Origin of the sequence: Synechococcus sp. SynAce01 (assembly GCF_001885215.1) — a bacterium.
GTDB lineage: Bacteria > Cyanobacteriota > Cyanobacteriia > PCC-6307 > Cyanobiaceae > Regnicoccus > Regnicoccus frigidus.
Window position 1 is genome coordinate 1,384,489 of the sequence record NZ_CP018091.1, and the last position, 25,745, is coordinate 1,410,233.

The following is a 25,745-nucleotide window of genomic DNA, read 5'->3' on the forward strand; positions in this document are numbered from 1 at the left end:
TCTGCTGCTCTCACGGTGGTGGTGCTGGCGGAGCAATTGGTCTTGGCGGTGCCGGGGGCGGATTGGCTGGCCTGGAGGGTTGCTGCTCTGCTTCGCCGCCTGGCCGGATCGGTTGGTTCGGGGCCGTTGGCGTCCGGGGTACCAGGGGGAGGCCAGGGGCGTCAGGCTCCGTCAGAGCCGGTTCGGGCCTTGGTTCGGGCGGCGGCTCCGGAGGCGGTGCCTCAACCTGCAACGTGAGCGAGATCGAGGCTGCGGCAACGCCGTCATTGCTGACCAGCACCTGCACCTGGGAGTCTTCGACTCGTTCAACGGTGATCCTGCGCAGGGGACCTTTCGGTTCGAGCTGGGTGCCATTGCTGTCGTAGACGCTCATCTGCATCAGCGGGGACCCGTTCACCCCGAGGGAGAGTCGGTAGCCCTTGGGCACCCGGATCGGGAAGACCCGCGCGCCGCCGGCCTGAATGCGGGCCGAAACGATTCGCGCCTGTTCGGGAGCGACCTCGATCGATTCGATTCTCAGGTTTTCCAGGGTTTGTTGAGCAGCGGCATACCAGAGCTGTCGCTGGGGCTCGGGTGGGATGTCCTTGCCGGCGCGGCCTGGCAGCAGGTTCTGGGCATTGCCGGACACCAGCTGCCGCAGCACCGGCGGGCTTAAGCCCTGGCCGGCCAACCGCTGCTGCTGGGCTTCCCAGTCGCCGGCACTGAAGCCTCCCAGCCGGCTGCGTAGCGACAGGGGCAACGTCTCCACCCGCACCAGCCAGTCTTCAGCCAGCTCATTCCACACCCGGCGCAGGGGCGCATCCTCAAGACCATCGCCTGGCAGGCGCCCACCCCGCTCGGGGAACTGGGCCAGCAGGCTGGAATCCACCAGCTTGAGGAACCAACCCCGATTCACCTGCAGCGCCCTCAGGCGATTGAGCAGCTGCTGGCGTTGGTCCACCTCGGCGGGTGGCAGGCTGGAGGGGAGCTGCTGCAGCGGTACCTCCGCCTGGGTGTCGCTGGGGGCACTGGAGCGGCCCAGAAGCCACCAGCCCAGACTGATTCCCACCACGGCGGAGAGCGCCAAGGTCACCACCAGGGGCCAGAGGCGTCCTTCGACAGCCTCCTCCTTGTTCTGCTGGCGCGATCGCGCCAGCACCGGCGGCACCGGCTGGGGCGACGGAGTTGGCTCGGCCGCTGCTGGCTGGGTTTGGGGCAGTTGGATCTGTTGCGCCGGGCTGGCCGCTGCCGGCGGTGGCACCAGAACCACGGTGCGGTCGGCCCTGGGCACCGGCCCTGTGCTCTCGGGCATCGGCAGCTGTTGAAACGCCTCCAGGGCATTGCCGGCCGAGCTGAACCGCCGGGCGGGATCGGCGCTGATCAGGCGTTCGATGGCGGCCTGAAACGGGGGATCGAGCGCCAATCCACTCGGCCAACGCCAGGAGAGGCTGGCTGGATCCAGCAACCCTGCGGGCTCCTCGCCACTGAGCAAGACCAGGGCCACCACCCCCAGGCTGTAGAGATCCATCCAGGCCGCTGCCGGTGCGCCGCGGCCCAGCTCCGGCGGGGCATAGCCAGGCGTCGCGCCCGTGGCAGCACGACTGTCGTTGCCGAGGCCAGTCGTCAGACCGAAGTCCAGCAGGACGGGCAACCCATCGCGGTCGCGGCGCAGCAGGTTGGCGGGGCAGAGATCGCCATGGACCAGCTCCTGGCCATGCAGCACCGCCAGCACCGGCAACAACTGGCGCAGCAACAGCATCACCTCCCCGTTGCCGAAGACCAGCTGGCGTTCACGCCTCGCCTCGATCAGCTCCCGGTAGGTGCGACCCCCCTGCCACTCGCGCACCAGCCAGAGATCGCCGTCGCGGCTGATCACCTCTCCGAAGCGGGGGACCTGGGGGTGAAGCACCCCCCGCAGCTGGGCCCAGAGCTCCTGCAGCCGGGGCTGGTCCTGATCGGGCCCCAGTTGCCGCAGCACAATCGGCGCCTCAGCCGCCAGCTGGTCGCTGGCGCGCCAGAGCTTGCCCTGGGTTCCATCGCCCAGTTCCGCCTCCAGTCGGTAACGCTCGGCGATCACCACTCCAGGTGCCGCGCTGGCCATGCTTTCCATCAGGTTGCCGCGTCCATCAAGGCGCTCGCCGGGGCTGGCTGAGCCCCTTGGCGGCCAGCCAATCGTGGTTGTAGAGGCGGGAGCGGTAGCGGTCGCCGCTGTCGCAGAGCACCGTCACGATCGTGTGGCCAGGCCCGAGACGGCGGGCGGTCTCGACGGCCGCGGCCACATTGATGCCCACGGATCCTCCGAGGAACAGCCCTTCGCGCCAGAGCAGGTCGTAGATCGTGGCGAGGGCGCTCTGATCGTCGATCCGAACCGCGTCATCCACCGGAGCCCCTTCCAGGTTGGCGGTGATGCGGCTGTTGCCGATCCCCTCGGTGATCGAGCTTCCCTCGGCCTTCAGTTCGCCAGCCGTTGCCCAGCTGTGGAGGGCGCTGCCATGGGGATCGGCGAGCACGCAGCGCACGGCGGGCGAACGCTCCTTGAGATAAAGCGCCACCCCGGCATAGGTGCCGCCCGTGCCGGTTGCCGACACCCAGGCATCCACATGGCCGCCGGTCTGCTCCCAGATCTCCGGACCGGTGGTGCGGTAGTGGGCGCGCCGGTTGGCGAGATTGTCGAACTGGTTGGCCCAGATGGCTCCGGGGGTTTCGGCCGCGAGCCGGCCCGAGAGCTTCACGTAATTGTTGGGGTCGCGGTAGGGAACCGCCGGCACGGTGCGCACATCGGCCCCGAGCGAGCGCAGCAGGTCGATCTTCTCGGCTGACTGGGTGTCGGGAATGACGATCAAGCTGCGGTAGCCGCGGGCATTGCAGAGGTGGGTGAGGCCGATGCCGGTGTTACCGGCGGTGCCTTCGACGACCGTGCCCCCTGGCTGCAGCTGGCCGCCTTCCTCCGCCTCCAGCAGGATTCCCAGGGCGGCCCGATCCTTGACGGAGCCGCCGGGGTTCATGAATTCGGCTTTGCCGAGGATCTCGCAACCGGTGAGCGCACTGAGCTGGTGCAGGCGAATCAGCGGCGTGTTGCCCACCGCCCCCACGAATCCCTGGCAGATCGTGCCTGGACGGTTCGTGCCCTGGTTCACCGTTGGCTGGCTGCTGCCCATCACGCCGGCCCTGCAGAAGTGAACGAACTTTGCTGATCGTACGGTCGGCGGCTGACCCGCCTGCGCCCCTTACGATCAGAATCAGCAACAGTTAGGCCATGGCCACCGCCGCCCCGACCGAGGCCTTGTTGGAACGCCTGGGGTCCACACGGCGGCGAAGCGAAGAGATGGTGGCGGGGCTGGAGCCCGAAGACCTCGGCCTGCAGGGGATGGCTGACGCCAGCCCGCCGAAGTGGCACCTCGGCCACACCACCTGGTTTTTCGAAACCTTCCTGCTGCGGCCCCATCTGCCCGGCTACACCCCGGCCGACAGCCGCTGGGGCTACCTGTTCAATTCCTATTACGACGCCATCGGCGCCCGCCATCCCCGTCCGGAACGGGGTCTGCTCAGCCGCCCGGTGATCGCTGAGGTGATCGCCTGGCGCCGGCGGGTGGATGCCGGCCTGACGGCCCTGCTGGAGCGGCTCGGCAAGGAATCGGGCCCCGAGGCCGAACCCCTGCTGGAGCTGTTGGAACTGGGGCTGCAGCATGAGCAGCAGCACCAGGAGCTCCTGCTCATGGACCTGCTCGACGGGTTCAGCCGCAATCCGCTCGAACCGGCGGCCTGGGCGGGGGGCGCTGGTCCCGAAGCCGGCTATGGCCCCAGCCAGGTGGCCGGCCCCTTGCGCTGGCTGGCTGGCCCCGCCGGATTGGTGGAGATCGGCCATCCAGCCAATGGCGGCGGCTTCCACTTCGACAACGAGGCTCCCCGTCATCGCGTCTGGCTGGAGCCCTACGCCATCGCCAACCGGTTGGTGCGCAACGGCGATTACGCCACCTTCATCGCCGATGGCGGCTACCAGCGCCCGGAACTGTGGCTGAGCGAAGGCTGGGCGGCCGCGCTGGCTGAGGGCTGGCAGGCGCCCCGCTATTGGCGTGGCAGCGGGCCTGCCTCCGGTTGGGAGTGGGAATTCAGCCTGGCCGGCCGCCGCCCCCTGCATCCCGAGGCTCCCGTTCGCCATCTCAGCTGGTTCGAAGCCGACGCCTATGCCCGCTGGGCCGGTGCCCGGCTGCCCAGCGAGGCCGAGTGGGAGGCCGTTGCCTGTGCCGAAGAGCTCCAGGCAGGGGCAGATGGCTGTGGCGAGCGGATCGCAGAAGTGGATGGGCTGCTCTGGCAGTGGACGGCCAGTCCCTACCGCCCCTACCCGGGCTTCCAGCCAGCGGCCGGTGCCGTGGGCGAATACAACGGCAAGTTCATGAGCTCCCAGATGGTGCTGCGCGGCGGCAGTTTCCTGACGCCGGCGCAGCATGCGCGCCCCACCTACCGCAACTTCTTTCCGCCGGGCAACCGCTGGATGGCCAGCGGCCTTCGCCTGGCTAGGGACGCCTCATGAGCACCCAGTTCCTGGAGCGGCAGTCTTTCCTGGAGCGACAGGCCGTTGCCCTGATCGATCTCCACCCGGTTCCCGCCGATCTGGAGCGGCTGGCAGTGGAAGGCCTCAGCCGCGTCCCTAAACAACTGCCCGCTTGGTTCCTCTACGACGCCGAGGGCTCCAGGCTGTTCGATGCGATCTGCCGGCAACCCGAGTACCGCCTCACCGCCACCGAAACCGCCCTGCTGGAGCAAGAAGCGGTGGCGATGGCCGCGGCGATCGGCCCCGGCCTTCCTATTGAGTTCGGTGCCGGCAGTGCCCGCAAGGTGTCGCCCCTGCTGGAGGCCCTTGCCCCTGCGGCCTATGTGGCGCTGGACATCAGCTCCAGCCACCTGACGGCAGCCTGCGGCACTCTCCAGGCCCGCCATCCGGCCACCGCCGTGCTCGGCATCTGCTGTGATTACAGCCAGTTGCAGGACCTGCCGGCCCATCCCCTGCTCGAAGGCCAGCGCCGGATCGGTTTCTACCCCGGCAGCTCCCTGGGCAACTTCGAGCCCCCCCAGGCCAGGGCGTTGCTGGCCCAGTTCGCCCGGCTGCTCGGCCCCGATGGCTGTTTGCTGATCGGTATCGATCAGCCACGGGCGGTGGCCAGCCTGGAGGCGGCCTACAACGACCGAGCCGGCTATTCCGCCGCCTTTGCCAGCAACCTGCTGGTGCGGCTCAACCGTGACCTCGGCGGCAGCTTTGACCCCGAGGCCTTCAGCTATCGGGCCCGCTGGCAGCCTGATCAGTGCCGCATCGAGATGGCCTTAGTCAGCCAGGGGCAACAGGTGGTGCGGCTCGCCTCCCAGGACTGGACCTTCGCCCCCGCTGAAGCCCTGATCACTGAGTACAGCTACAAGTACACGCCGGAGGCCTTCGCGGCCCTGGCCGGCTCTGCAGGCTGGCGGCCGCGCCAGCGCTGGAGTGATCCGGCCGGTACGTTCTCTCTGCATCTTCTGGAGCCTCAGCCATGAGCCGCGACGACCAACGCCAGGCGATGCGCCAGGTGCGGGAGGGGCTGATCGACCAGCTCGAAACGCTCTACCGCCAGGCCTTCGACAGCATCGGCGCCCAGGATCTGGGCGAAGGGGCCATCGCCCGGCTCACCCAGCTATTGCTGCGTTCGCGCGAAGCGGCGATCACGCCGCTGCAGGAAGAGATCGAGGCTCCGCTGATCACGCGGGCCCCGGAATGAACCACTTCTGATGGGCCGTCGCCGATGACCTCTCCCCGATGAGCAGCAGCTGGTTCGATCAGCTTGAGGCCCAGCTGGATCGTCAGCTAGAGGCCTTTTTGGGCTCTCACCCGGAGCAGCAGGTGCTGCTTGAGCTGGAGGAGCGCCAGGAGCGGCAGCGGCGCCTGAACCGCCAGCGCCTGCAGATTCAGGGCCAAGCTGAGAGCGCCCGAGCGGCGCTGCTGGAGCTGGCGGCCGAGATCACCCAGTGGCAACAGCGGGTCGAGCGGGCCCGAAAGGCCGGTGCCGAGGCGCTGGCCGATCAGGCGGAGGCCCACCTGCGCCAGCTGATGGGGCAGGGCCGCGACCGCTGGCAGGTCCTCAACGACCTGGGCCTCACGTTCAGCCAGGTGGAGACGGAGCTGGCGGAGCTTGAGGCCTCTGGCGGCCCGGCCACCCCGTCGGGTGGACGCCCCAAGGCCGCTGCTGATCGCTCCGAGCCACCTGACCTGGAGCAGGCCTGGGCCAGCTTCGAGAAGGAGCAGGCCCTGGAGGATCTGCGCCGCCAGCGCCGCTCCCCGAGGGCCTGAGCAAGCAACGGCGATGGGATTTCTGCTCTCCAAGTTGCTGCCGCTGCTCGCCTATCCCCTCGGTCTCAGCCTGGTGCTGCTGCTGGCCGCCCACTGGGGCCGCAGCCGCCGCTGGTCTGGCTGGCTGGGCAGCAGTGGTCTCGCCCTGCTCTGGATCAGTGCCATGCCGCTGACGGCCCGGCAGCTGGTCTGGGGGCTGGAGGAAGCCAGCGCCGCCCTCACCCCGGTGGTGGTGCCCCGCGCCGATGCCGTCGTCGTCCTGGGCGGCGGCCTGCAGGCCCAGCTGCCGCCCCGCGCTGCCGTGGAGGTAACAGGCGCCGGTGACCGGCTGCTCACCGGGGTGCGGCTGATGCGGGCCGAGAGAGCGCCGCTGCTGTTGCTCAGCGGCGGCAAGGTCAGCTTCCGCCGTGACGACCCCGCCCCGGCTGAAGCCGTCACGGCCCGCACCCTGGCCCTGGAGCTGGGTGTTCCCACAGCCCGCATCGCCATCAGCGACACGGCGCGCACGACCGCCGAGGAGGCCGCCGCGGTGGACCAGATCGCCAGGGAACGGGGCTGGAGCTCGGTGCTGCTGGTCACCAGCGCGCTGCACATGCCCCGCGCCCTTGCCAGTTTTCAGCGCCGCACCGGCCTCACGGTGATCCCGGTGGCCTGCGATTACATCCTGCCGAGCCGTAACCAGCTCGGCACCGTCACGCCTGGATCGCTGCTGATGTCCCTGCTTCCCGATGCCAACGCGCTTCAGCTCACGACATTGGTGGTCAAAGAGCGGATCGGCCTGCTGGCCTATCGCTGGCGCGGATGGGGTTGAGCTGAACCCAACGGAGCCGAACGGGCTCGGGCCAATTACTTCTTGGGGGCCGGTGGTACCAGGCTCACCCCTTCCGGCGGCGGGGTGGGATCGGGATCGGCGATCAGCATGTGCTGCAACACGATCTCGGGGCGCTCACTGTCGCGCCAGCGGATGCGGTAGGCAGGCATCTTGGTGCCTCGGCTGGTGGTCTGCTCCACCGGCTCCATCACCCAACCCCGACGGGACCGGCCCTGGGGATTCCGCTTGACCACCGCATCGGCGTGTTTGAAGCGAAACCCGACGCGCTCACCACTCATGGGCTGGGATGGATGCCAACGTCTCCCAATTATCCACTGTGGCCGTCTGCGCCTCCAACCGGAGCCGCCACCGCCACCGCCTCAGCAACCGCACCGGTCTCTGGCCTCATCAGCGGAAAGGCGATCACATCACGGATGCTGGGGCTGTCGGTGAGCAACATGGCCAGCCGGTCGATGCCGATACCCAGCCCGCCGGTGGGAGGCAAGCCCACCTCAAGGGCTGCGAGGAAGTCTTCGTCAACGCCCTGGGCCTCGAGGTCGCCGGCGAACCGGCGCTCCTGCTGGGCCTCCAGCCGCCGGCGCTGGTCGAGGGGATCGATCAGCTCGCTGAAGGCGTTGGCCGTTTCGCGCCCGACGATGAACAGCTCGAAGCGTTCCACCAAGCCCGGCTTGCTGCGATGGGCCCGGGCCAGTGGCGAGATCTCCACCGGGTAATCCAGCACAAAGGTGGGCTGGATCAGGTTCGCTTCCACCGTCTGCTCGAATGCTTCGTTGAGCAGACGACCGACGCTGTCGGCCGCCGCCGGCACCTCCAGGCCCACGGCGGCCATCGCGGCCGCTGCTGTCTGCCGCTGCTCGAAGTTGTTGAAATCGAGGCCGGTGGCCTGCTCCACCAGCTCATGCATGGTGGCCCGGCGCCAGGGGGGCGTCAGGTCGATCGGCGTGCCCTGATACGCGATCTGCGTGCTGCCGCAGACCTGCTGAGCGGCCTCGGCGATCAGCGCTTCGGTGAGCGCCATCATGTCGGTGTAGTCGGCGTAGGCCTGGTACACCTCCACCGAGGTGAACTCGGGGTTGTGGCGGGTGCTGATGCCCTCGTTGCGGAAGATGCGGCCGAGTTCGTAGACCCGCTCGAAGCCGCCAACCACTAGTCGCTTGAGGTGGAGCTCGGTGGCGATCCGCAGGAACAGCGGCAGATCGAGGGTGTTGTGGTGGGTGGTGAACGGCCGGGCGTCGGCGCCGCCGGCCTCGGCATTGAGCACGGGGGTTTCGATCTCCAGAAATTCGCGCTCATCGAGCCAGCGGCGGATGCAGCTGACGAGCTTGGCGCGGCGGCGGAAGGTCTCCCGGGTCTGGGGAGAGACGATCAGATCGAGATGGCGCTGCCGGTAGCGCTTCTCCACATCGGCCAGGCCATGCCATTTGTCGGGTAGCGGTTGCAGCGCCTTGGAGAGCATCTCCCAGCGCTTCACCTTCACCGACAGTTCGCCCTTGTCGGTGCGGCGCAGACTGCCATGCACCCCGATCAGGTCACCGGCATCCACCAGGGAGGTGAGCTGGGCGAAGCTTTCGGGCTGGTCCGGCAGCGCGGCGGCGAGGGTGGCCTTCTCAATGAACAGCTGGATGGGGCCGCTTTCATCCACCAGGGTGAAGAAGGCGAGCTTGCCCATCACCCGCCGGGTCATCACCCGCCCGGCCACTGCCACGGCGAAGTCGCGGTCCTGGCCATTGGCCAGATCGGCATGGGCCTGCTGCAGCTCGGCGTTGCGGTGCGTTGGATCGAAGCGCAGGGCATAGGGGCCCTGGCCGATGGCCGCCAAGGCCTCAGCCTTCTCCAGGCGGGCCTTCTCCAGGCGGTTCAAACGCGGCTCAGGCAAGGGAAGAAGGAGCGGTTGCAGCCCTCCATCCTGCAGGAACGGGCCTGCACGGGGTTGGCCCCAGGCCGTTTTCACCGGATCTAGGTGGTGGCGGTGCCCACCGGTTCACCCGTCCGCTGGGAGGAATAGCCGGTGCCGCGCACGGTGAGGATCAGCTCGGGGTTGCGGGGATCCGGTTCGAGCTTGCCGCGCAGGCGGGCCACATAGACATCAACAACGCGCAGGTCGGCGGCGCGACGTGGTGGGTAGCCCCAGAGCTGCTCGAGGATCTCAGCGCGGGGCACCACACGGCCGGGCTCGCGGAACAGCATCTCCAGCAGGCTGAATTCGGTGTAGGTGAGCCCGATGCGCTCGCCGGCCCGGGTCACCTGGCGGCGGTTGGTGTCCACCATCAGATCGCCCACCCGCAGGATGCCCTGACCAACCGGAACGTCGCGGGGCTCGATCGTGGCCGAGCCCCGCCCGACCCGGCGCAGGATCGTTGAAATCCGTGCTTCGAGCTCCTTGGGGCTGAACGGTTTGGGGAGGTAGTCGTCGGCTCCGAGATCGAGGCCAGACACCCGCTCGGTGATCGCATCGAGCGCCGATAGAAAGATGATCGGAACGCAGGATTCAGCCCGCAGACGCCGGCAGACCGCGAAGCCATCAAGCTTCGGCAGCATCACATCGAGAACCACCAGATCCGGCTGCTCCCGGTGGAAGAGGGTCAGGGCCTCTTCGCCATCGACGGCGCAGAGCACCCGATAGCCAGCGAGTTCCAGGCGCATCTGCAGCACCCGCCGCACCGTGGCTTCGTCATCCACCACCAGCACCGTGGCAAGCGGTGCACCGACTGGTTCTCTGGAGGCTTCACCCTGAGCAGGTCTGGGTTGTGCTTCCAGGGACATGGCACCAGAGGCATTAAGAAACGCAACCCTACAACTCAGCAAGTCGTCGCTGAGAGCTGGCAGCCACTGGGGAGTGGCCCCATCAGGGCCAGCGGCCCACCGCATAGCTGTTCCACTCCCGCTCGGCGGCAGCCAGCGCTTCATCGCTGCTCGACTGGCCCAACATCGCCCGTTGCAGCTGCCTGTAGAGGATGGCTTGCAGCCGTTTCACCCCCGGGCTGGCGGGCACCAGCACCTCGGCCATCTCGAGCGTCTCGAGGGATTGCAGCCGGGCCCGACGCACCAGCTCTTCCTGCGCGTCGCCCAGGGCTGGCTGACGCAGGCCCTGCTCGATCTTGGCGAGGGCGCCGCTGGCGGAAGGCAACACCCGGGCTTCCTCGGCGAAGCGGGCCTGGTTGGTGGCATTGGTGAGGAAGAGGGCAAAACTCAGCGCTTCCTCTGGAAAGGCGCTCTGGCGTGGCACCGCCAGGTTCATCATCGCCACATTGGCTCTGTCCTTTGGTCCGGTCAGCGGGGGGTGCGGTTCGGTCTCCGCGGCGATCTGGGGGGCGTTGGTCTGGATGCTGCGCAGGAACTCGGCGCCGCTGGCCAGGGTGGCCAGCTCTCCGCTCTGGTACAGCTCAACGGCGCGGCGGTAGCCCTGGCTGACCACCTCCCTGGGGAGCAGGCCGCGGCGGTAGAGATCGGTCCAGAAGGCAAAGGCACGGCGGCCGGCAGGGCTGTTGAAGGCGGCACGGCGCCGCTGGTCCTGGAGGGTCACCCCCATCTGTACCAACGACTCCAGCAACTCGGCGGAGTCGTCGGGAACTGCGGTGACGAACAGGGCGTAGCGCCCGGTGCGGCGTTTGACCGCTTCAGCGAAGGCGGGAACCTCCTGCCAACGGCGGGGCGGAGCGCTGTAACCGGCGCGTCGCAGCAGGTCGTTGTTGGCCAGCGTGATGCGGGCGGTGAGATACCAGGGGATGCCGATCTGCTCGCCTTCGATTCGGCCGGCCTGCCAGATCCGTGGCAGAAAGGTGTCGCCAGCGCCAGGTGGCAGCAGTGGATCCAGTGCCAGCAGTCCCCCTTTGCTGGCCAGGTTGGCGGCGAACAGGGGGTTGAGGTTGACCACATCCGGTGCCGTTCGGGCGAACACCGCCGCCAGCAGCTTGCGCTCCACCGATCCCCAGGGCAGGTCGGTCCAGCGCACCTTGATCCCGGGATGGAGCGCTTCCCAGGCGGCGATCACCGAGGTGATGTAGGTGTCGAACTTCGGTGAGAGTTCGAGGCTCCAGAACTCCAGCTCCCGGCCCGGGCGGCGGCGCGGCGCGCAGCCCGCCGCCAGCAGCAAGGCCGACCCCAGCACGGCGCGCCGGCTCCAGCGAATCCCGCCGCTCATCGCTGCCGCCCGCTTGCAATCGGCCGCCGGCCGGCCTGGCATCGGTTCAAGTTCATCAGATCGGCTCTTCTAGATCGCGCCCTGCCGTCGCCAGAGCAGCAGCAGTAATGAACAGATCATCGGTGCCAGCAGCGCGGTGACCAGGGTCTGGGCCAGCAGGGTGTGCAGGCCAGCCTGCCGGAGGAGCGGTTCCGACAAGCTGATGCCATGGCGCTGCAGCAGCAGGCTCAGGCCAAGAAAGAGGGTTCCGAGGAGGGCCAGCAGCCCCAGGCTCAAGCTGCGCTCGATCGGGGCCCCCTTGCGGGCCAGGCGCCCCCACCACCAACCCAGCAGGGCCAGGGCGGGGATCTGGGTTTCCGGGCCCACCTGCAGGGAATCAACGAGCAGCCCCAGGCCCACCCCGGCCAGGGCGCCGGAGAGCGGGCCATCGGCCAGGGACCAGGGCAACAGCCAGAGCACGGCCCAGCTGGGCGACACCCCAGCCACTTTCAGAAAGGACGGGGAGGCCAGGGTGAGCAGGGGCACAACGCCAGCGCTGGCCACGGCCCACCGAAGGCGATGCAGGACCCCCATCGCTCAGGGTGCCTGCCTGCTGGCGGGCGACGTCACCAGCACCTGCACCCAGTCGATCGCACCAACCGGTGCGCTCAGCTGCACCACCGCCGTGGGGGCCGGCACCGCCTTGTCATCCACCGCCTGGAGGACCCCCACGCTCAGCCCCGGCGGCACCAGGGTGCTGGCCGGAGAGGTGACCACCAGATCCCCCGGTCGCACTTGTGGGTCTTTCTCCAGGAAGACGAGCTGCGGCCGGCTGGTCCCCAGGCCAGTGAGCAATCCATGGCGCTGGGTGCGTCCCACCCAGACCCCCACCCGGCTGGTGCGATCGGTGAGCAGGGTCACCCGGGCCGTGGTTGGGGTCACGCTGGCCACCCGGCCGATCAATCCGCCCGGACCCACAACCGCGTCGCCTGGGCCGATTCCCTGAGCCTGACCGGAGCCGAGCACCAGCTGCTGCCACCAACCCTCAGGCTCCCGCGAGATCACGGCGGCGGTGAGTTTGTCGGGATTGGCCCGTTGCAGGTCAAGCAGCATGCGCAGCCGGCGGTTGTCCTGCTCCAGATGGGCCTGACGGGTCAGCAGCTCCAGACCCGTGCCCGACTGCAGCCACTCGCGCTGGGCCGTACCGGGCCAGAACGGCCTGCTCAGTAGGGCATAGGCGTCGCTGAGCACAGCCCCCTTGCTCAGCCTCACCGCAACCAAGGCCAGTACCAGCAGCCCCCAGGGCCAGGAGCGGAGCACCAGCCGCAGGGGCTGGAGGCGTGGCAGACGCCCTATGGGCATGGCGATCAGCTGGAGAGGCGGCTGAAGCTAGGGGTGTCGAGAACCCGCTCCAGTCGCTTGTAATCCTCAAGCACCTGACCGCAGCCGTTGACCACGCAGAGCAGGGGGTCCTGGGCCACGTGGGTGAGGATGCCGGTTTCGTGGCTGATCAGATCACCGATGCCGCGCACCAGAGCGCCGCCGCCGGCGAGCATGATTCCTCGATCGACGATGTCGGCGGCGAGCTCGGGCGGGGTGCGCTCCAGGGTGCGCTTCACCGCCTCCACGATCACGTTGAGCGGATCGGCCATCGCCTCGCGGATGTCGCCGGCGCGGATATTGATCGTGCGGGGCAGGCCCGAGAGCAGGTGCAGGCCGCGCACGTCCATCGAGCCGTTGTCGTGGGCGTCGTCGGGGAAGGCCGAGCCGATCCGGATCTTGATCTCCTCGGCGGTGCGTTCGCCCACCACCAGGTTGTGCACCTTCTTGAGATAGACGCTGATGGCGTCACTGATTTCATCGCCCGCCACCCGCACCGACTCGCTGACCACCGTGCCGCCGAGGCTCAACACGGCCACTTCGGTGGTGCCGCCGCCGATGTCCACGATCAAAGTGCCGACCGGTTCGGTCACCGGCAGGCCGGCGCCGATCGCGGCTGCCACCGGTTCGTCGATCAAATGCACCTCCCTGGCCCCGGCCAAACCGGCCTCGCGCACGGCCCGCCGCTCGACGCCGGTGACGCCGCTGGGGATGCCGATCACCAGCCGGGGCGCCACGATGCCGCGACCCTCGTTGCCCTTGCGGATGAAGGTCTTGATCATCATCTCGGCGGCGTCGAAGTCGGCGATCACGCCATCGCGCAGCGGCCGCACCGCCCGGATGTTGCCGGGGGTGCGGCCGAGCATCAACTTGGCCTCATCGCCCACCGCCAGGGGGATGCCGCGCTCGAGATCCAGGGCCACCACCGAGGGCTCCTGCAGCACGATCCCCTTGCCGGACACATACATCAGTGTGTTGGCCGTTCCCAGATCGATGCCGATGTCACGGGAGAGCTGGAACCGTCTGAAAAACACGGATGTGCCGCACTGCGGCGCGAATCATAGGAGTGAAGGATCGAGTGCTTGGCCTACGTCAGCGCCAGCTGTTCAGGCCCGCCGTGCGCTGGCGATGGAGCCCGAACCCTTCGCTGAAAACCTGGCTGAAACCCGTTTCTGATACATCCGGGTCAAAGGGTGGAACCTGCGGAGTGAAGCGCCTTGAACCAATGGCGCATCATTGATCCAATCAACCTCTAGCCCCCGTCCAAGGAGAACCCCATGGGTGTCAATTCCATAACCCTCGTCGGCCGTGCCGGCCGTGATCCCGAAGTGCGCTACTTCGAATCCGGCACAGTGGTGGCCAACCTCACCCTGGCGGTGAACCGCCGCAGCCGCGACGACGAACCCGACTGGTTCAACCTCGAGATCTGGGGTAAGCAGGCACAGGTGGCCGCCGACTATGTGCGTAAAGGCTCCCTGCTCGGCATCATCGGCAGCTTCAAGCTCGACCGCTGGACCGATCGCAGCAGCGGCGAGGAACGCTCCAAGCCGGTGGTGCGGGTTGACCGGCTCGAACTGCTGGGCTCCAAGCGCGATTCCGACCAGGGCGCCTATGGCGATGGCGGCCCCAGTGGAGGATCGAGCTACCAGGGTGAGCCGAGCGACCAGGAAGTTCCGTTCTGAAGCAGCGGGGTTGCAGGTGGGAGAAGCAAAGGGTTAGTGGTTGTGGATGTTCTGGCGTTGGCGCCAGACCCGCAGCCCGAGCCACACAACGAGGGCGAGCCCGCCGATCACCACCGCCACCTTGATCACCTGGGCCACCGGCTCGATCCACACCTCCACGTTGGTGTAGCCCTCACCCAGCAGGATGCCGGCCACGGTGAGCAGCACGGTCCAGATCAGGCTGCCAGCAGTCGTCCAGATCAGGAACGGCACCATCGGCATCATTTCGATGCCCGCTGGCACGGAAATCAGGGTGCGAATGCCGGGTACCAGCCGGCCCCAGAACACCAGGGCGGTGCCGTGGCGGCTGAACCAGGCGCGGCTGCGGCGCAATTCCTCGGAGCGCACACCGATCCAGCGGCCGTGGCGATCGAGCCAGTGCTCGATGCGCTCCTCATTGACCAGCCGGCCGATGCCGTACCAGGGCAGGGCCCCGAGCACGGTGCCGAGCAGGCCGGCCAACACCACCGGCACCAGGGCCAGCTGGCCTTGGTGCACGTAGAAGCCCCCGAGGGGCATGATCAGTTCCGAGGGAATGGGCGGGAAGAGATTCTCGAGAAACATGGCGAGAAAAATCGCGCCATAACCCGCCCATGGATTGGCTTCCACCGCTGCACCGATCAGTTCGGGCAGTTTCTGGACCAGTTCAGCAAGGCCCATCAATACCGGTAGTGCTCGGGCTTGTAGGGGCCCTCCACCGGCACGGCGATGTAATCGGCTTGTTGCTGGCTGAGTTCGGTGAGCTTGGCGCCGATCTTCTCGAGGTGGAGACGGGCCACCATCTCATCGAGGTGCTTGGGCAGCACATAGACCTCCTTGCCGTAGGCGTCGGGTTTGGTGAAAAGCTCGATCTGGGCCAGCACCTGGTTGGTGAACGAGTTGCTCATCACGAAGCTTGGGTGGCCGGTGCCGCAGCCCAGGTTCACCAGCCGGCCTTCGGCGAGCAGGATGATCCGCTTGCCATCGGGGAAGATCACATGATCCACCTGGGGCTTGATCGTGTCCCATTCGTATTGCTTCAGCGAGGCCACATCGATTTCGTTGTCGAAGTGGCCGATGTTGCAGACGATGGCCTGATCCTTCATGCGCAGCATGTGCTCATGGCCGATCACCTGGAAGTTGCCCGTGGCGGTCACGAAGATGTCGACATCGCCGACCACCTCTTCGAGCCGCACCACCCGGTAGCCCTCCATGGCCGCCTGCAGGGCGCAGATCGGATCCACTTCGGCGATCATCACCGTGGAGCCCAGGCCCCGCAGCGACTGGGCCGAACCCTTGCCCACATCGCCGTAACCGATCACCAGCGACACCTTGCCCGCCACCATCACATCGGTGGCGCGCTTGATCGCATCCACCAGGGATTCGCGGCAGCCGTAGAGGTTGTCGAACTTGCTCTTGGTGACTGAATCGTTGACGTTGATCGCCGGGAACGGCAGCTCACCAGCCTTCTGCATCTGGTACAGGCGAGCCACGCCGGTGGTGGTTTCCTCGGTTACGCCCTGGATCTGGGCATGGATGCGGGAATAGAAGCCCGGCTGAACCGCCAACCGCGCCCGGATCGAGGCGAACAGGGCGATCTCCTCTTCGCTGCCGGGGTTATCGAGCACGGAGAGGTCTTGCTCCGCCTTAGTGCCGAGCACGACGAGGCCGGTGGCATCACCGCCGTCGTCGAGAATCATGTTCGGCGTGCCGCCGTCGCCCCACTCCAGGATCCGGTGGGTGAAGGCCCAGTATTCGTCAAGGGTTTCGCCCTTGTAGGCGAACACGGGAATGCCCGCTGCCGCCATCGCCGCAGCGGCGTGGTCCTGGGTGGAGAAGATGTTGCAGGAGGCCCAGCGCACCTCGGCGCCCAGGGCTGTGAGCGTTTCGATCAGAACGGCCGTCTGAATCGTCATGTGGAGGCTGCCGGCGATCCGGGCTCCCTTCAGCGGTTGTTCGGTGCCGTACTTCCGGCGCAGGGCCATTAGCCCCGGCATCTCGGTTTCGGCGATGGCCAGTTCTTTTCGTCCCCAGTCGGCAAGGCCGAGGTCGGCGATCACATAGGACGAGGGGGCCGGGAGGCCGGATGCAGTCGTTGCTGTTGCGGGCGTTGCTGTTGCGGCCGTTGCGGCGTCAGACAGCACAGAGGTAGGTGCAGCCACCATGGTGGGATAGCTCCCATTCGGGAGGAAGAAGTGGACGGGGAATATCTGCAGAGACGCCGAGGCTTCGGGCTCGCTTCTGGCGAATCTACAGGGACCTCGGTGAGCCTGGAGACAGGCACACGGTTTCGGGCCGACCTGGTTCTGGCCGACCTTGCGGCCACGCGCGCCTTGGGCAGTGAGCTGGCGGTGTGGCTGTTGGAGCTGGAGCCACCGCGGCCGCTGCTGCTGCTCAAGGGCGAGCTGGGGGCCGGCAAGACCAGCCTGGTTCAGGGGCTGGCAGCCGCCCTGGGCATCGAGGAGCCTGTCACCAGCCCGAGCTTCGCCCTCGCCCAGCACTACAGCGGCCGCCGCGAGGGCCGTATCAGCCATCTCGTCCATCTTGACCTCTACCGCCTGGAGCAGGCCGCTTCCGCCGATGAGTTGTTCGCCCAGGAAGAGGAAGAAGCCCAGTCGCTTGGTGCCCTGCTGGCGGTGGAATGGCCCGAGCGCCTGAGCCAGCCGCCCGCGCTGGCCTGGACGGTGGAACTGTTCCATGGAGGCGAAGGCCGCCATGCCCTGATCACGCCGGCGGATTCTCTGGGTTAGCCCCGCTGCTGTCTGCAGAGAACTGCTGCAAAAAGGTTTCTACCTCTGCCGCGCTGGGCTGGGGCTCGATCGCGCCGGACCCCGCGCAGACCAGGGCCCCGCAGGCACTCCCGAAGCGCATGGCCTGCCGCACCCCATCGGGATTGGCGGTGGTGTTTTCGGCAGCAGTGAGCAGGCTTGGATCCAGGCAGAGGCGATGCAGCAGGCCGGCCAGGAAGGCGTCGCCGGCGCCGGTGGTGTCGACCACCTCCAGCTTGAAGGCCGCCATCGAGCCGGCCTGGCCGCCCAGCCACCAGGCCAGGCCGTTGGCGCCGTCGGTGACGATCACCGCAGGCTTCTGGGGTAGGCCGGCGCTGATCGCGGCCGGATCCCGGCTGCCGGCGATCCAGTCGGCCTCTTCGGCGGAGAACTTGAGCAGGGCGGCGTGGCTGAGCAGGGGCCGGATCGATTCGAGGGCCTCAGCGGCCCCACAGCTCCAGAAGGTGGGTCGCCAGTTCAGATCGATGGCCAGGGCCACGCCGCGGGCGGAGGCCCGATCAATCGCCAGCTGCAGCGCAGCGGCGGAGGCTGGGCTGGCCAGGGGGATCGTGCCGATCAGCAACCACCTGGCCCCTTCCAGCAGTGGCTCCAGGGGCGACGCCAGGGCCGCGGCCTCGATCGCCTGGTCGGCGAAGCCAGCGCCTTGATCGCCGCTGAAGCCACCGAAGCTGCGCTCGCCATCGGCATCACGGCGTACCAGCACGATGCGGCTGGGCCGGAGCGGATCGCTCTGCAGGGCGGTGGTGTCGACGCCGCGTTCGGCGAAAAGCTGGTTGAAGGCTGCAGCGATGCCGTCGTTGCCGAGCCGGCCGATCAGGGCGGCGCCGCTGCCGAGCCGGGCCAGGGCGCAGGCCACGTTGGCCGGGGCCCCGCCGAGGCAATCCTGCAGCGGGCGATCGCTGGCCGGATCACCCCCCAGCGGCCCGAGCCGGTCGATCAGGGCCTCACCGAAACAGAGCACCTGGGGGGGCGAACACCGGTTCATCAGCAGGCAAGGTGTGAGCGCCCAGCATGGCTGGATTCACTGCTTCATTTACTGCCTTTAAGTAGCGCTGCTTCGGCCCAGCTGCTCTAACAGGGCCGCCATGATCCGGCTGTTGGCGGCGGGGAAGGGAAAGTCGGCCAGCTGCTCCGGCTCCACCCAGCGCACCTGTTGGCTGGCCAACGGGCGGGGATCACCGGAGCACCAGCGGCAGAGATGGACGATGAAACGCAGCCGCTTGTGGCTGTAGATGTGCTCCAGGGTGATCAGCTCTTCGCCGACCTCCACCGTGATCCCCAGCTCCTCGGCCAGCTCCCGCCCGATCGTGGCGGTGATCGCTTCGCCGGCTTCCTGCTTGCCGCCGGGGAACTCCCACAGCCCGCCCAGCAGCCCCACATCTAGGCGTTGATCGATCAGCACCCTGCCGCCGGCATCCAGCACCACGCCCACGCCAATCACCTGAAACGGCAAGGGTCTCGTGGCGTCTTTCACGGGGTAAGCAGCGGGATCGCCGGCAGCGTAGGCAGCGCAGTGCCCCTGCCAGGGGCAGCGGTCGCAGGCGGGTTGGCGGGGCGTGCAGACCGTGGCGCCCAGGTCCATCAGGGCCTGGTTGAACGCCCGGGGCCGCTGCGGGTCGAGCAGTGAATCACTGAGTTGCCAGAACCCGGCCAGCTGCCGCTGCGGAGGCCGGGGGCTGGCGGTCAGTCGCGCCAGCACCCGTTGCACGTTGCCATCGAGGATCGAAAACGGCAGGTTGTAGGCGGAGCTGAGGATGCTGCCGGCGGTGCTGAGGCCGATTCCCGGCAACGCCAGCCAACCCTCCAGCTGCCGCGGCCAGGGATCGACCGCCGAGGCCTGATCGCCGTCCAGCCCCGCTGCCAGCAGCTGGCTTGCCCCCTGCTGCAGTCGCCGGGCCCGGGCGTAATAGCCCAGGCCCTGCCAGAGCATCAGCACGTCGTGCTCGCCTGAGCCAGCCAGCGCCGCGAGGGTGGGGAAGGCGGCCATCCAGCGCCGCCAGAAGGGCAGCACCACCGCCAGCTGGGTCTGCTGCAGCATCACCTCAGCCACCCAGAGCGGGTAGGCGGGCAGGGGCTCCCCATCGCCAGGCCGCTGGCCGTCGGGCCTCAGTTTCCAGGGGATGTCGTGGCGACCGTTCGCCTCCCACCAGGCCAGCAACAAAGCGCGCAGTGACGGGGCCTGCTCCAAGACCCCTTCCCAGCCGCCATCACAAGCCCAACGTAGGGGCCAACTGAAAAGGTGTTCGTAGGGTTGGTCTCTTTGGCTTGGAGGCCTTGGTGCCAGCGCTCATTGCCGGAATCTGGCCTGACTCCCGCAGCCATGGGCTGCGTTCCATTCGACGACCAACGACATCCCGCTCGCTAGGCAGGGCCTTGCCGCCCTTGTGTGGCGCCACCCTGGCTCTGGCTACCGCCTTGGCCACAGCTTTTGCCACGGCCTTCGCCTCCTTCTTCATCCCTGTCCGTGCCGCCGAGGGTCTGCCGGGCTTTGCCCCAGGCAAGGGCGTGGATGCCGCAGCGGCAAGGCGAATCAGCCGCTGGGCGCTCAACACCTACGCGGTGCCCGGGATGGCGATCGCCCTGGTGCAGGACGGCCGGCTGGTGATGGTCGAGGGCTTCGGGGTTCGCGATCTCGCCACCGGCGCGCCCACCAGCGCCGACACCGTGTTTCAACTGGCCAGCGTGTCCAAGACCTTCACCGCCGCCACGGTGGCGGCTTTGGTGGATCGCAAGCAGCTGGCCTGGGAGCAGCCGATGGTGGAACTGTTACCGAACGTCCGCCTCCAGGACGCCTACGCCGGCCAGTGGGTGAACGTCCGCGACCTGCTGAGCCACCGCGCCGGCTTTCCGGCCTTCTTCGGCGACCTCTTCGACCATCTCGGCTACGAGCCCCGCGATGTGCTGCGCCGCATCCGCTACGTGAAGCCAGCCACCAGCTTCCGCGACCGTCCTGCCTATTCCAACATCGGCTTTTTCCTTGCCGGCGAACTGGCGGCAGCGGCCGGCGGCCAGCCCTTCACCGATCTCAGCCGCAACTTGATCTTCCAGCCGCTGGCCATGACCCGCACGGGCATCGCCTCGGCCCTGATCGGTGAGCGGCCGGGCCAGAGCGGCGCGCTGACGGATGTGAGCCGTTCCCACGCATTGGTGGGGGATCGCCTGCAGGTGGTGCCCCCGAACCTGAGCGGTGTGTTCATCCCCGCCGGCGGCTTCGCCAGCAGCGCCAACGACCTCGGTCGCTTCGTGGCGATGCTGGCCCGGGGCGGCGAGCTGGGCGGCCAGCGGGTGCTCTCGGAGCAGGCCGTGAAGGATCTGTTCGAGCCGGTGATCGCCGAAGAGCCCGGCTTCGCCGAGTTTCCCCCGATCGATGAACACTCCGGCTTCGACTACTCCCCCGGCTGGGGCGTGTATCAATACAACGGCCTGAAGGTGCTGGAGAAGGGCGGCGCCCTCGATGGCGTGCGCACCCTGCTGCTGGTGGTGCCCCAGAAGCGCTTCGCCGTGGCGATCGTGGCCAACCGCAACCTCACGGCCTTGCCGGAAGCGGTGCGCGCCGCCCTGCTGCAGCAGGCCTTCGGCCGACCGGGCGAACCCGACATGCAGCCGGAGATCAGGGCCAAGGCCAACGAGCTCGAAAGCCTCCTTCTGGCTGTCGAAGTGAAGCCCACCAACTCAAAGCCCCCCTCGTTGCCCCTGCCGGCCTACACCGGCACCTATGTCAACGATCTGTTCGGCTCCTGGACCGTGGCCCAGCGCGATGGGGCCCTGCAAGTGCTGGCGGGGCCAGCCGACTACCGCGGTTCGTTGACGCCCTGGAACGGCGATACCTTCCAGTTGCTCTGGCCCGGAGTGATCTCCTCATCGGTGGATGTGCCGTTCCAAACCGATGCCAACGGGCAGGTGAGTGGCTTCCTCTACGAGGGGTATCAGTTCACCCGCCGCCCGTAGAGCGCTGCCGCACGGCTGACGCGATGAACCCTCAGGCAAACCCCCCGGGCCGTTGCCGCGAGCTGGAGAGGGAGATATTGGTAGCAGCGGCCGGTGCCGGCCCAGCAGGCTGCGCCGGCGTTGGCACGGCCACCACGTTGAAGGCCAGAGACCAGCGCTCGCCGTCGCCACGGAAGGGCGGCACCGAATGGGGTTGCCAGGCGGGGAACACATACAGCTCGCCGGCCACCGGCAGCATGTATTGGGCCATGCCGGTGCGAAAGCTCTGGATGTGCCACTCCTCGGGGCCGTGAAAACAGAGCTGGCCGTCGAAGCTGTCGTTGTGGATCTGGGGCGGCACCTTAAGGAAGATCACACCGGAGAAGGAGCCACCGTGGGTGTGCATCGGGTTGTAATCCCCCGCCACCTGGGAATTGAGCCAGACATCGATCATCTGCAGCCGGTAGCGGCCAGGCGTCCACGGCCCCCGACCCTGGGGCGGCTGGCGGTCGATCACATGGCGGATCCAGTGCTCACAGGCCGGCAGAATCACTTCGGCGCAGAGGGCCTGAATACAGGGGTGCTGGGGGCCCAGCTCCCGCTGCTGGGCCAGCTGACCGGCCAGCTTGGTGGAAGCATCGGGGCTCTGCTCGGGGCGCTCCAGCACCTGAACTCCCAGTTGCAGCAGCTCAGCGAGCAGGGGCACGGACAGCCGGCTCTTGAGCACGTAGCGCGGGAAGAGGGCGAGAACTTCGGTGCTGCTGTCCATGGCAGGGGAACGATCAGCTGGCCGCGTAATCCTCCACGCAGGCGCTCAGGCGCCGCAAGCCCACGAGGCCATCCCGCTCCAGGTTGCGCACCCGATCACGGCTCATGCCCAGGATGCGGCCGATGCCGGTGAGGCTCATCGGCTCCTCCACGTCCATGCCGTAGCGCATCTTCAGCACATCGCGCTGCAGCTCCGGCAGTTGCTCCAGCAGCGCCCGCATGTCACCGCGTAGGCACTCGTTATCGACGTTTTCCTCGGGCAGGGTGCCATCGCCCTGCAGCAGATCGAGCAGCTCGGTGTCTTCGCCGTCGCCCACCTTTGTTTCCAGGCTCACCGGTTGCCGCGCCCGGCAGAGCAGTTCCTTCACTTCCTCCTCCGGCAGCTCCACCGACACCGCCAGCTCGCTCAGGCTCGGGGTGCGGCCCAGTTCCTGGCTCAGCTCACGCTGACCTTTCTTGAGCTTGTTGAGCGTTTCGGTGATGTGGATCGGCAGCCGGATCGTGCGGCTCTTCTCGGCAATCGCCCGGGTGATCCCCTGGCGAATCCACCAGTAGGCGTAGGTGGAGAACTTGTAGCCGCGGGTGGGGTCGAACTTCTCAACGCCGCGCACCAGACCGATCGTGCCCTCCTGGATCAGGTCGAGCAGCTCCATGTTCCGCTTGGTGTATTTCTTCGCCACGCTCACCACCAGGCGCAGGTTGGCCGCCACCATCCGCTCCTTGGCGCGGCGCCCGCAGGCCAGCTTGCGCTTGAGCACGGGCTGACTCAGGCCCAGGGCCTGGGCCCACTCCAACGAACTCGGCTTGGCGCCGCTGCGGATTTCCAGTTCCTGCTCCATTTCCTCGAGCCGCATCAGGTCTTGAACCTGGCGGCCGAGGGTGATCTCCTGCTCATGGCTGAGCAGGGGCACCCTGCCGATGTCGCGCAGGTAGGAGCGCACTAAGTCGCCATCCACCGGAGGCATGGAGCGGCCGGCCGTGGCGGGCTTGGCGTCAGCAGCTGCCTTGGGCTGCGAACCAGCCTTCGTTTCCGAACCAGGCTTCGCTTCTGAGAAAGCCTTGGACTTGGACGGGCGATCCAACGAGAGTGCGACAACCACAGCGAAATCCAGAACGTGTGTAAAGCCTAACCTGAAGAAGTGTGAAGCAACTCTCAGGAAGCCTGCGGATTTCCACCGTTCAGGGGGTCAGGCCCACGTGGTTCAGCAGCCAGGAGGCGGTCTGCAGGTAGATGAACACCCCGGCCACGTCGGTGGCGGTGGTGATGAATGGAGCCGACATCAGGGCTGGATCCAGGCCCAGCCGGTGAAACAGCAGGGGCAGGGACGCCCCGGCCGTGGCCGCCAGGGTGGTGATGCAGACCAGGCTGATGCCGGCGGCGGTGGCCACCAGCATGCCGCCGCCCACCTGCCAGGCCCAGGGCACCACCACGATCACCAGCAGCAGGCCCAACAGCAATCCTGAGAACGCTTCGCGGCCCACCGTGCGCCACAGGCCCAGGGCCTGGATCCGCTGGGTGCTCAGGCCGCGGATCACCACCGTGGAGCTCTGGGCGCCCACGTTGCCGCCGGTGCCGATCAGCAGCGGGATGAAGGCGGCCAGTCGCACCACCTCCTGCAGCACCCCCTCCTTCGAGGCGATCACCGCCGAGGTGCCGGTGTTGGCCACCAGCAGCACCAGCAGCCACACCACCCGGCGCCGGGCCACGGTGAACAGGTTGCTCTGGAAGTAGTCGTCCTCGTCGCCGGCCTGCACGGCACCGGCGGCGTAGAGGTCGCGGGTGGCCTCCTGCTGGATCACGTCGATCACGTCGTCGACCGTGACGATCCCGACCAGCCGCTCCTCCCGATCGACCACCGGCACGGCCAGGAAGTCGTAGCGCTGGATGATCCGGGCCACCTCTTCCTGGTCGGTGGTGGTGGTCACGTTGACCAACTCCCGGGTCATCACATCGCCAATGCGGTCGTCGGGCTCGGCGGTGACCAGATCCCGCAGCGAGAGGATGCCGGTGAGATGGCGGGAGCCATCGGTGACATAAAGGCTGTAGACGGTCTCGGTTTCGCGGGCCCGGCGGCGGACAATGGCGAGGGCCTGGGCGGCGCTGTGGAATTCCTTGAGGTCGATGAACTCGGTGGTCATCAGCCGGCCTGCCGTCTCGGCCTCATAGCCCAGAAGTTGGGCGGTGACGCGCCGCTCGGCCGGGCTGAGCTGCATCAACAGCCGGCGCACCACCTTCGCCGGCAGCTCGTCGAACAGCCGCACCCGGTCGTCTGGTGACATCTCCTCCACCAGCTCCAGCACTTCGCCGGAGCGCAGCCGCTCCAGCAGGCTCTGCTGCACACCGGGATCGAGATATTCGTAGACCTCAATCGCCTCGTTTTTGACCAGCAGCCGAAAGGCCAGGGCCTGCAGGGTGCGGGGCAGGCGGCCGATCGCCTCGGCGCAGTCCACCGGCTGCACCGGCTCCAGCAGCAGCTTGACCCCGTCATAATTGCCGGCCGTGAGCAGGCCCTGCAATTGGCGGGCCACCACATCGGCCACCTGCAGGCTGTTGTTTCCCGCCGCAGTGGGACTGCTGGCGCTGGTTGCCTCGCTCATCGCCCCAGAGGATCGCAGCCTTCCGAAGTGTATGGGGAGAGCCCGAACGCCTAGGGTCCGCTTCGACTGCACTTGGTCCCATGACTGTGAATGTATCGGACGTGGTGGTGAAAAACGCCATCGGCAGCGAGCAGCGGCTCGGTGATCTCGGCGGTGAGGTGCTGCTGATTGTCAATGTGGCCAGCCGTTGTGGCTTCACCCGCCAATACGCCGGCCTGCAGGCGCTTCAGGACAGCTACGGCCCGCGCGGCCTGAAGGTGCTCGGCTTCCCCTGCAACGACTTCGGCGCCCAGGAGCCCGGCAGCCTCAGCGAGATCCAGCAGTTCTGCGCCACCACCTACGGCGCCAACTTCACCCTGTTCGACAAGGTTCACGCCAAAGGGAACAAGACCGCCCCCTACGACCTGCTCACCCAGGTAGAGCCGGCCGGAGACGTGGAGTGGAATTTCGAGAAGTTCTTGGTGGGCCGTGACGGCACGGTGCTGGGGCGCTTCAAGAGCGCCGTTGAACCCGACAGCGCCGAGCTCAGCGCTGCGATCGAGGCGGCCCTGGCGGCCTGATCCACAACCAGCGGCTGGTCGCCAGGCCGGCGGCGGCGGCGGCCAGGCCCAGCACCAGGCTGAGGATCAGCAGGGCCTGGGCCTCTTGGGGTTGACCCTGGCCGTTGAGGCGCACCAGATCCAGCATCCAGGAGCTGAAGGTGGTGAGCGATCCACAGAAGCCGATGCCGCCGAGCAGCAGCAGGGGAGTTCGCCGGGGGATCGGTCCGGCCAGCACGCCGAGCAGGAACGATCCCAGCAGATTGGAGAGCAGGTTGGCTGCGGCTACCCCGGTGGCGCCGTCGGCGAGGAGGGGCCCGATCTGCACCCCCAGGCGCCAGCGCAGCATCGCGCCGGGCACAGCACCGGCGGCCACCAGCCCCAGTTCCCATAGGGCGAAGCGCAGGCGGCGTTTCATCTCAGCCTGCTCCCAGAAGCAAGCCCAGCTGCACGGCCAGGACGCCGGCGAGCACCGAGGCGGCTGCCAGCAGCGCCGCATCGCCGGGTTGGCCCTGGCGCAGGTTCTGCAGAACTTCCACCATCAAGGTGGAGAAGGTGCTCAAGCTGCCCAGGAAACCGGTGGCGATCAGCAGCAGCAGCTCTTGGCCGTCCGGGCCGCCACGCTGCACCAGGGCGACCAGCAAGCCGAGGGCGAAGGCGGCGCCCACGTTCACTCCGAAGGTGGCCCAGTGCCGACGGGGCAGCATCGGCTCGAAATGGTTGACCAGGCGCAACCGCAGCCAGGCGCCCGGCACCGCTCCGAGTGCCACCAGAAGGGTGCTATGCCAGGTCAAGAA

General features: G+C 67.7%; 27 protein-coding genes. 9 read left to right on the forward strand and 18 right to left on the reverse strand.

Features of this window, described 5'->3' with window-relative positions; all coding sequences use genetic code 11:
* Positions 1-10: 10 nt before the first annotated feature.
* Both BM449_RS07270 and BM449_RS07275 read right to left on the reverse strand, forming a co-directional pair.
* The gene (locus BM449_RS07270; RefSeq protein WP_233830551.1) at positions 11-2,080 is read right to left on the reverse strand and encodes a protein kinase; all 2,070 of its coding nucleotides are present in this window, start codon (positions 2,078-2,080) and stop codon (positions 11-13) included.
* Positions 2,081-2,105: 25 nt separating this feature from the next.
* Complete coding sequence (locus BM449_RS07275; protein WP_071800681.1) at positions 2,106-3,137, reverse strand: cysteine synthase A; 1,032 nt, start codon at positions 3,135-3,137, stop codon at positions 2,106-2,108.
* Between the two features lie 98 nt (positions 3,138-3,235).
* Here BM449_RS07275 and egtB point away from each other — a divergent pair, with 98 nt between their 5' ends.
* The 5 genes from egtB to BM449_RS07300 are packed head-to-tail and all read left to right on the forward strand — an operon-like array spanning position 3,236 to position 7,106.
* Positions 3,236-4,510, forward strand: coding sequence for an ergothioneine biosynthesis protein EgtB (egtB, locus tag BM449_RS07280; protein WP_186437623.1), 1,275 nt, complete (start codon positions 3,236-3,238; stop codon positions 4,508-4,510).
* On the forward strand, positions 4,507-5,505 hold the full coding sequence (gene egtD, locus BM449_RS07285) for an L-histidine N(alpha)-methyltransferase (RefSeq protein ID WP_071800682.1): 999 nt from the start codon (positions 4,507-4,509) through the stop codon (positions 5,503-5,505). The genes egtB and egtD overlap by 4 nt, the downstream gene beginning before the upstream one ends.
* Positions 5,502-5,726, forward strand: coding sequence for a hercynine metabolism small protein (locus BM449_RS07290; protein WP_071800683.1), 225 nt, complete (start codon positions 5,502-5,504; stop codon positions 5,724-5,726). The genes egtD and BM449_RS07290 overlap by 4 nt, the downstream gene beginning before the upstream one ends.
* Positions 5,727-5,764: 38 nt before the next feature.
* Positions 5,765-6,295, forward strand: coding sequence for a hercynine metabolism protein (locus tag BM449_RS07295; protein ID WP_071800684.1), 531 nt, complete (start codon positions 5,765-5,767; stop codon positions 6,293-6,295).
* Between the two features lie 13 nt (positions 6,296-6,308).
* Positions 6,309-7,106: a YdcF family protein gene (locus BM449_RS07300; RefSeq protein ID WP_071800685.1), complete on the forward strand. Its 798-nt coding sequence runs from the start codon at positions 6,309-6,311 to the stop codon at positions 7,104-7,106.
* 35 nt (positions 7,107-7,141) lie between these two features.
* Here BM449_RS07300 and BM449_RS07305 read toward each other — a convergent pair whose 3' ends face one another.
* The 7 genes from BM449_RS07305 to BM449_RS07335 all read right to left on the reverse strand — a co-directional run bounded on the left by BM449_RS07305 (position 7,142) and on the right by BM449_RS07335 (position 13,661).
* Complete coding sequence (locus tag BM449_RS07305; RefSeq protein WP_048016474.1) at positions 7,142-7,405, reverse strand: hypothetical protein; 264 nt, start codon at positions 7,403-7,405, stop codon at positions 7,142-7,144.
* Between the two features lie 29 nt (positions 7,406-7,434).
* Entirely contained in the window at positions 7,435-9,003 is a 1,569-nt protein-coding gene (gene lysS, locus BM449_RS07310) for a lysine--tRNA ligase (RefSeq protein ID WP_233830553.1), read from the reverse strand.
* Positions 9,004-9,083: 80 nt separating this feature from the next.
* A complete protein-coding gene (locus BM449_RS07315) occupies positions 9,084-9,890 on the reverse strand; it encodes a response regulator (RefSeq protein ID WP_071800686.1) in 807 nt (268 codons plus the stop codon).
* Positions 9,891-9,972: 82 nt separating this feature from the next.
* Positions 9,973-11,268, reverse strand: a complete 1,296-nt coding sequence (locus BM449_RS07320; RefSeq protein WP_071800687.1) for a sugar ABC transporter substrate-binding protein — start codon at positions 11,266-11,268, stop codon at positions 9,973-9,975.
* Between the two features lie 69 nt (positions 11,269-11,337).
* A complete protein-coding gene (gene mreD / locus BM449_RS07325) occupies positions 11,338-11,841 on the reverse strand; it encodes a rod shape-determining protein MreD (RefSeq protein ID WP_071800688.1) in 504 nt (167 codons plus the stop codon).
* A gap of 3 nt (positions 11,842-11,844) precedes the next feature.
* Positions 11,845-12,609, reverse strand: coding sequence for a rod shape-determining protein MreC (gene mreC, locus BM449_RS07330; RefSeq protein WP_071800689.1), 765 nt, complete (start codon positions 12,607-12,609; stop codon positions 11,845-11,847).
* Positions 12,610-12,614: 5 nt separating this feature from the next.
* Positions 12,615-13,661: a rod shape-determining protein gene (locus BM449_RS07335; protein WP_071800690.1), complete on the reverse strand. Its 1,047-nt coding sequence runs from the start codon at positions 13,659-13,661 to the stop codon at positions 12,615-12,617.
* A 243-nt stretch (positions 13,662-13,904) separates the two neighbouring features.
* Here BM449_RS07335 and BM449_RS07340 point away from each other — a divergent pair, with 243 nt between their 5' ends.
* Entirely contained in the window at positions 13,905-14,309 is a 405-nt protein-coding gene (locus BM449_RS07340) for a single-stranded DNA-binding protein (RefSeq protein ID WP_071800691.1), read from the forward strand.
* A 33-nt stretch (positions 14,310-14,342) separates the two neighbouring features.
* Here the strand turns inward: BM449_RS07340 and BM449_RS07345 are convergent, their stop codons facing one another.
* Together BM449_RS07345 and ahcY are read right to left on the reverse strand one after the other, a co-directional pair.
* Entirely contained in the window at positions 14,343-15,008 is a 666-nt protein-coding gene (locus BM449_RS07345; protein ID WP_071800692.1) for a DedA family protein, read from the reverse strand.
* The gene (ahcY, locus tag BM449_RS07350; RefSeq protein WP_083544453.1) at positions 15,008-16,492 is read right to left on the reverse strand and encodes an adenosylhomocysteinase; all 1,485 of its coding nucleotides are present in this window, start codon (positions 16,490-16,492) and stop codon (positions 15,008-15,010) included. Before ahcY ends, BM449_RS07345 begins: the two co-directional genes overlap by 1 nt.
* A gap of 99 nt (positions 16,493-16,591) precedes the next feature.
* Between ahcY and tsaE the strand changes: the two genes are divergently transcribed.
* Complete coding sequence (gene tsaE, locus BM449_RS07355; RefSeq protein WP_233830555.1) at positions 16,592-17,077, forward strand: tRNA (adenosine(37)-N6)-threonylcarbamoyltransferase complex ATPase subunit type 1 TsaE; 486 nt, start codon at positions 16,592-16,594, stop codon at positions 17,075-17,077.
* Here tsaE and BM449_RS07360 read toward each other — a convergent pair.
* Both BM449_RS07360 and BM449_RS07365 read right to left on the reverse strand, forming a co-directional pair.
* Positions 17,052-18,101, reverse strand: a complete 1,050-nt coding sequence (locus tag BM449_RS07360; RefSeq protein WP_071800694.1) for a carbohydrate kinase — start codon at positions 18,099-18,101, stop codon at positions 17,052-17,054. The genes tsaE and BM449_RS07360 overlap by 26 nt on opposite strands.
* 57 nt (positions 18,102-18,158) lie before the next feature.
* Positions 18,159-19,304, reverse strand: a complete 1,146-nt coding sequence (locus BM449_RS07365; protein WP_071800695.1) for an A/G-specific adenine glycosylase — start codon at positions 19,302-19,304, stop codon at positions 18,159-18,161.
* Between the two features lie 227 nt (positions 19,305-19,531).
* Between BM449_RS07365 and BM449_RS07370 the strand changes: the two genes are divergently transcribed.
* Positions 19,532-21,064: a serine hydrolase gene (locus tag BM449_RS07370; RefSeq protein ID WP_145536875.1), complete on the forward strand. Its 1,533-nt coding sequence runs from the start codon at positions 19,532-19,534 to the stop codon at positions 21,062-21,064.
* A gap of 31 nt (positions 21,065-21,095) precedes the next feature.
* On the opposite strand, the gene BM449_RS07375 is transcribed toward BM449_RS07370, so the two are convergent.
* The 3 genes from BM449_RS07375 to mgtE form a co-directional block, all read right to left on the reverse strand.
* On the reverse strand, positions 21,096-21,812 hold the full coding sequence (locus BM449_RS07375; protein ID WP_071800697.1) for a putative 2OG-Fe(II) oxygenase: 717 nt from the start codon (positions 21,810-21,812) through the stop codon (positions 21,096-21,098).
* A 13-nt stretch (positions 21,813-21,825) separates the two neighbouring features.
* Positions 21,826-22,776, reverse strand: a complete 951-nt coding sequence (locus BM449_RS07380; protein WP_071802072.1) for an RpoD/SigA family RNA polymerase sigma factor — start codon at positions 22,774-22,776, stop codon at positions 21,826-21,828.
* A gap of 214 nt (positions 22,777-22,990) precedes the next feature.
* Positions 22,991-24,409 carry a magnesium transporter gene (gene mgtE, locus BM449_RS07385; RefSeq protein WP_071800698.1) on the reverse strand — a complete coding sequence of 473 codons (1,419 nt, stop codon included), beginning with the start codon at positions 24,407-24,409 and terminating at the stop codon, positions 22,991-22,993.
* An 80-nt stretch (positions 24,410-24,489) separates the two neighbouring features.
* Between mgtE and BM449_RS07390 the strand changes: the two genes are divergently transcribed.
* Complete coding sequence (locus BM449_RS07390) at positions 24,490-24,969, forward strand: glutathione peroxidase (protein WP_071800699.1); 480 nt, start codon at positions 24,490-24,492, stop codon at positions 24,967-24,969.
* Here the strand turns inward: BM449_RS07390 and BM449_RS07395 are convergent.
* Entirely contained in the window at positions 24,935-25,366 is a 432-nt protein-coding gene (locus BM449_RS07395) for a CrcB family protein (protein ID WP_071800700.1), read from the reverse strand. The two genes, BM449_RS07390 and BM449_RS07395, sit on opposite strands and share 35 nt — an antisense overlap.
* 1 nt (position 25,367) lies before the next feature.
* Positions 25,368-25,742: a CrcB family protein gene (locus BM449_RS07400; RefSeq protein ID WP_071800701.1), complete on the reverse strand. Its 375-nt coding sequence runs from the start codon at positions 25,740-25,742 to the stop codon at positions 25,368-25,370.
* Between the last annotated feature and the right edge of the window lie 3 nt (positions 25,743-25,745).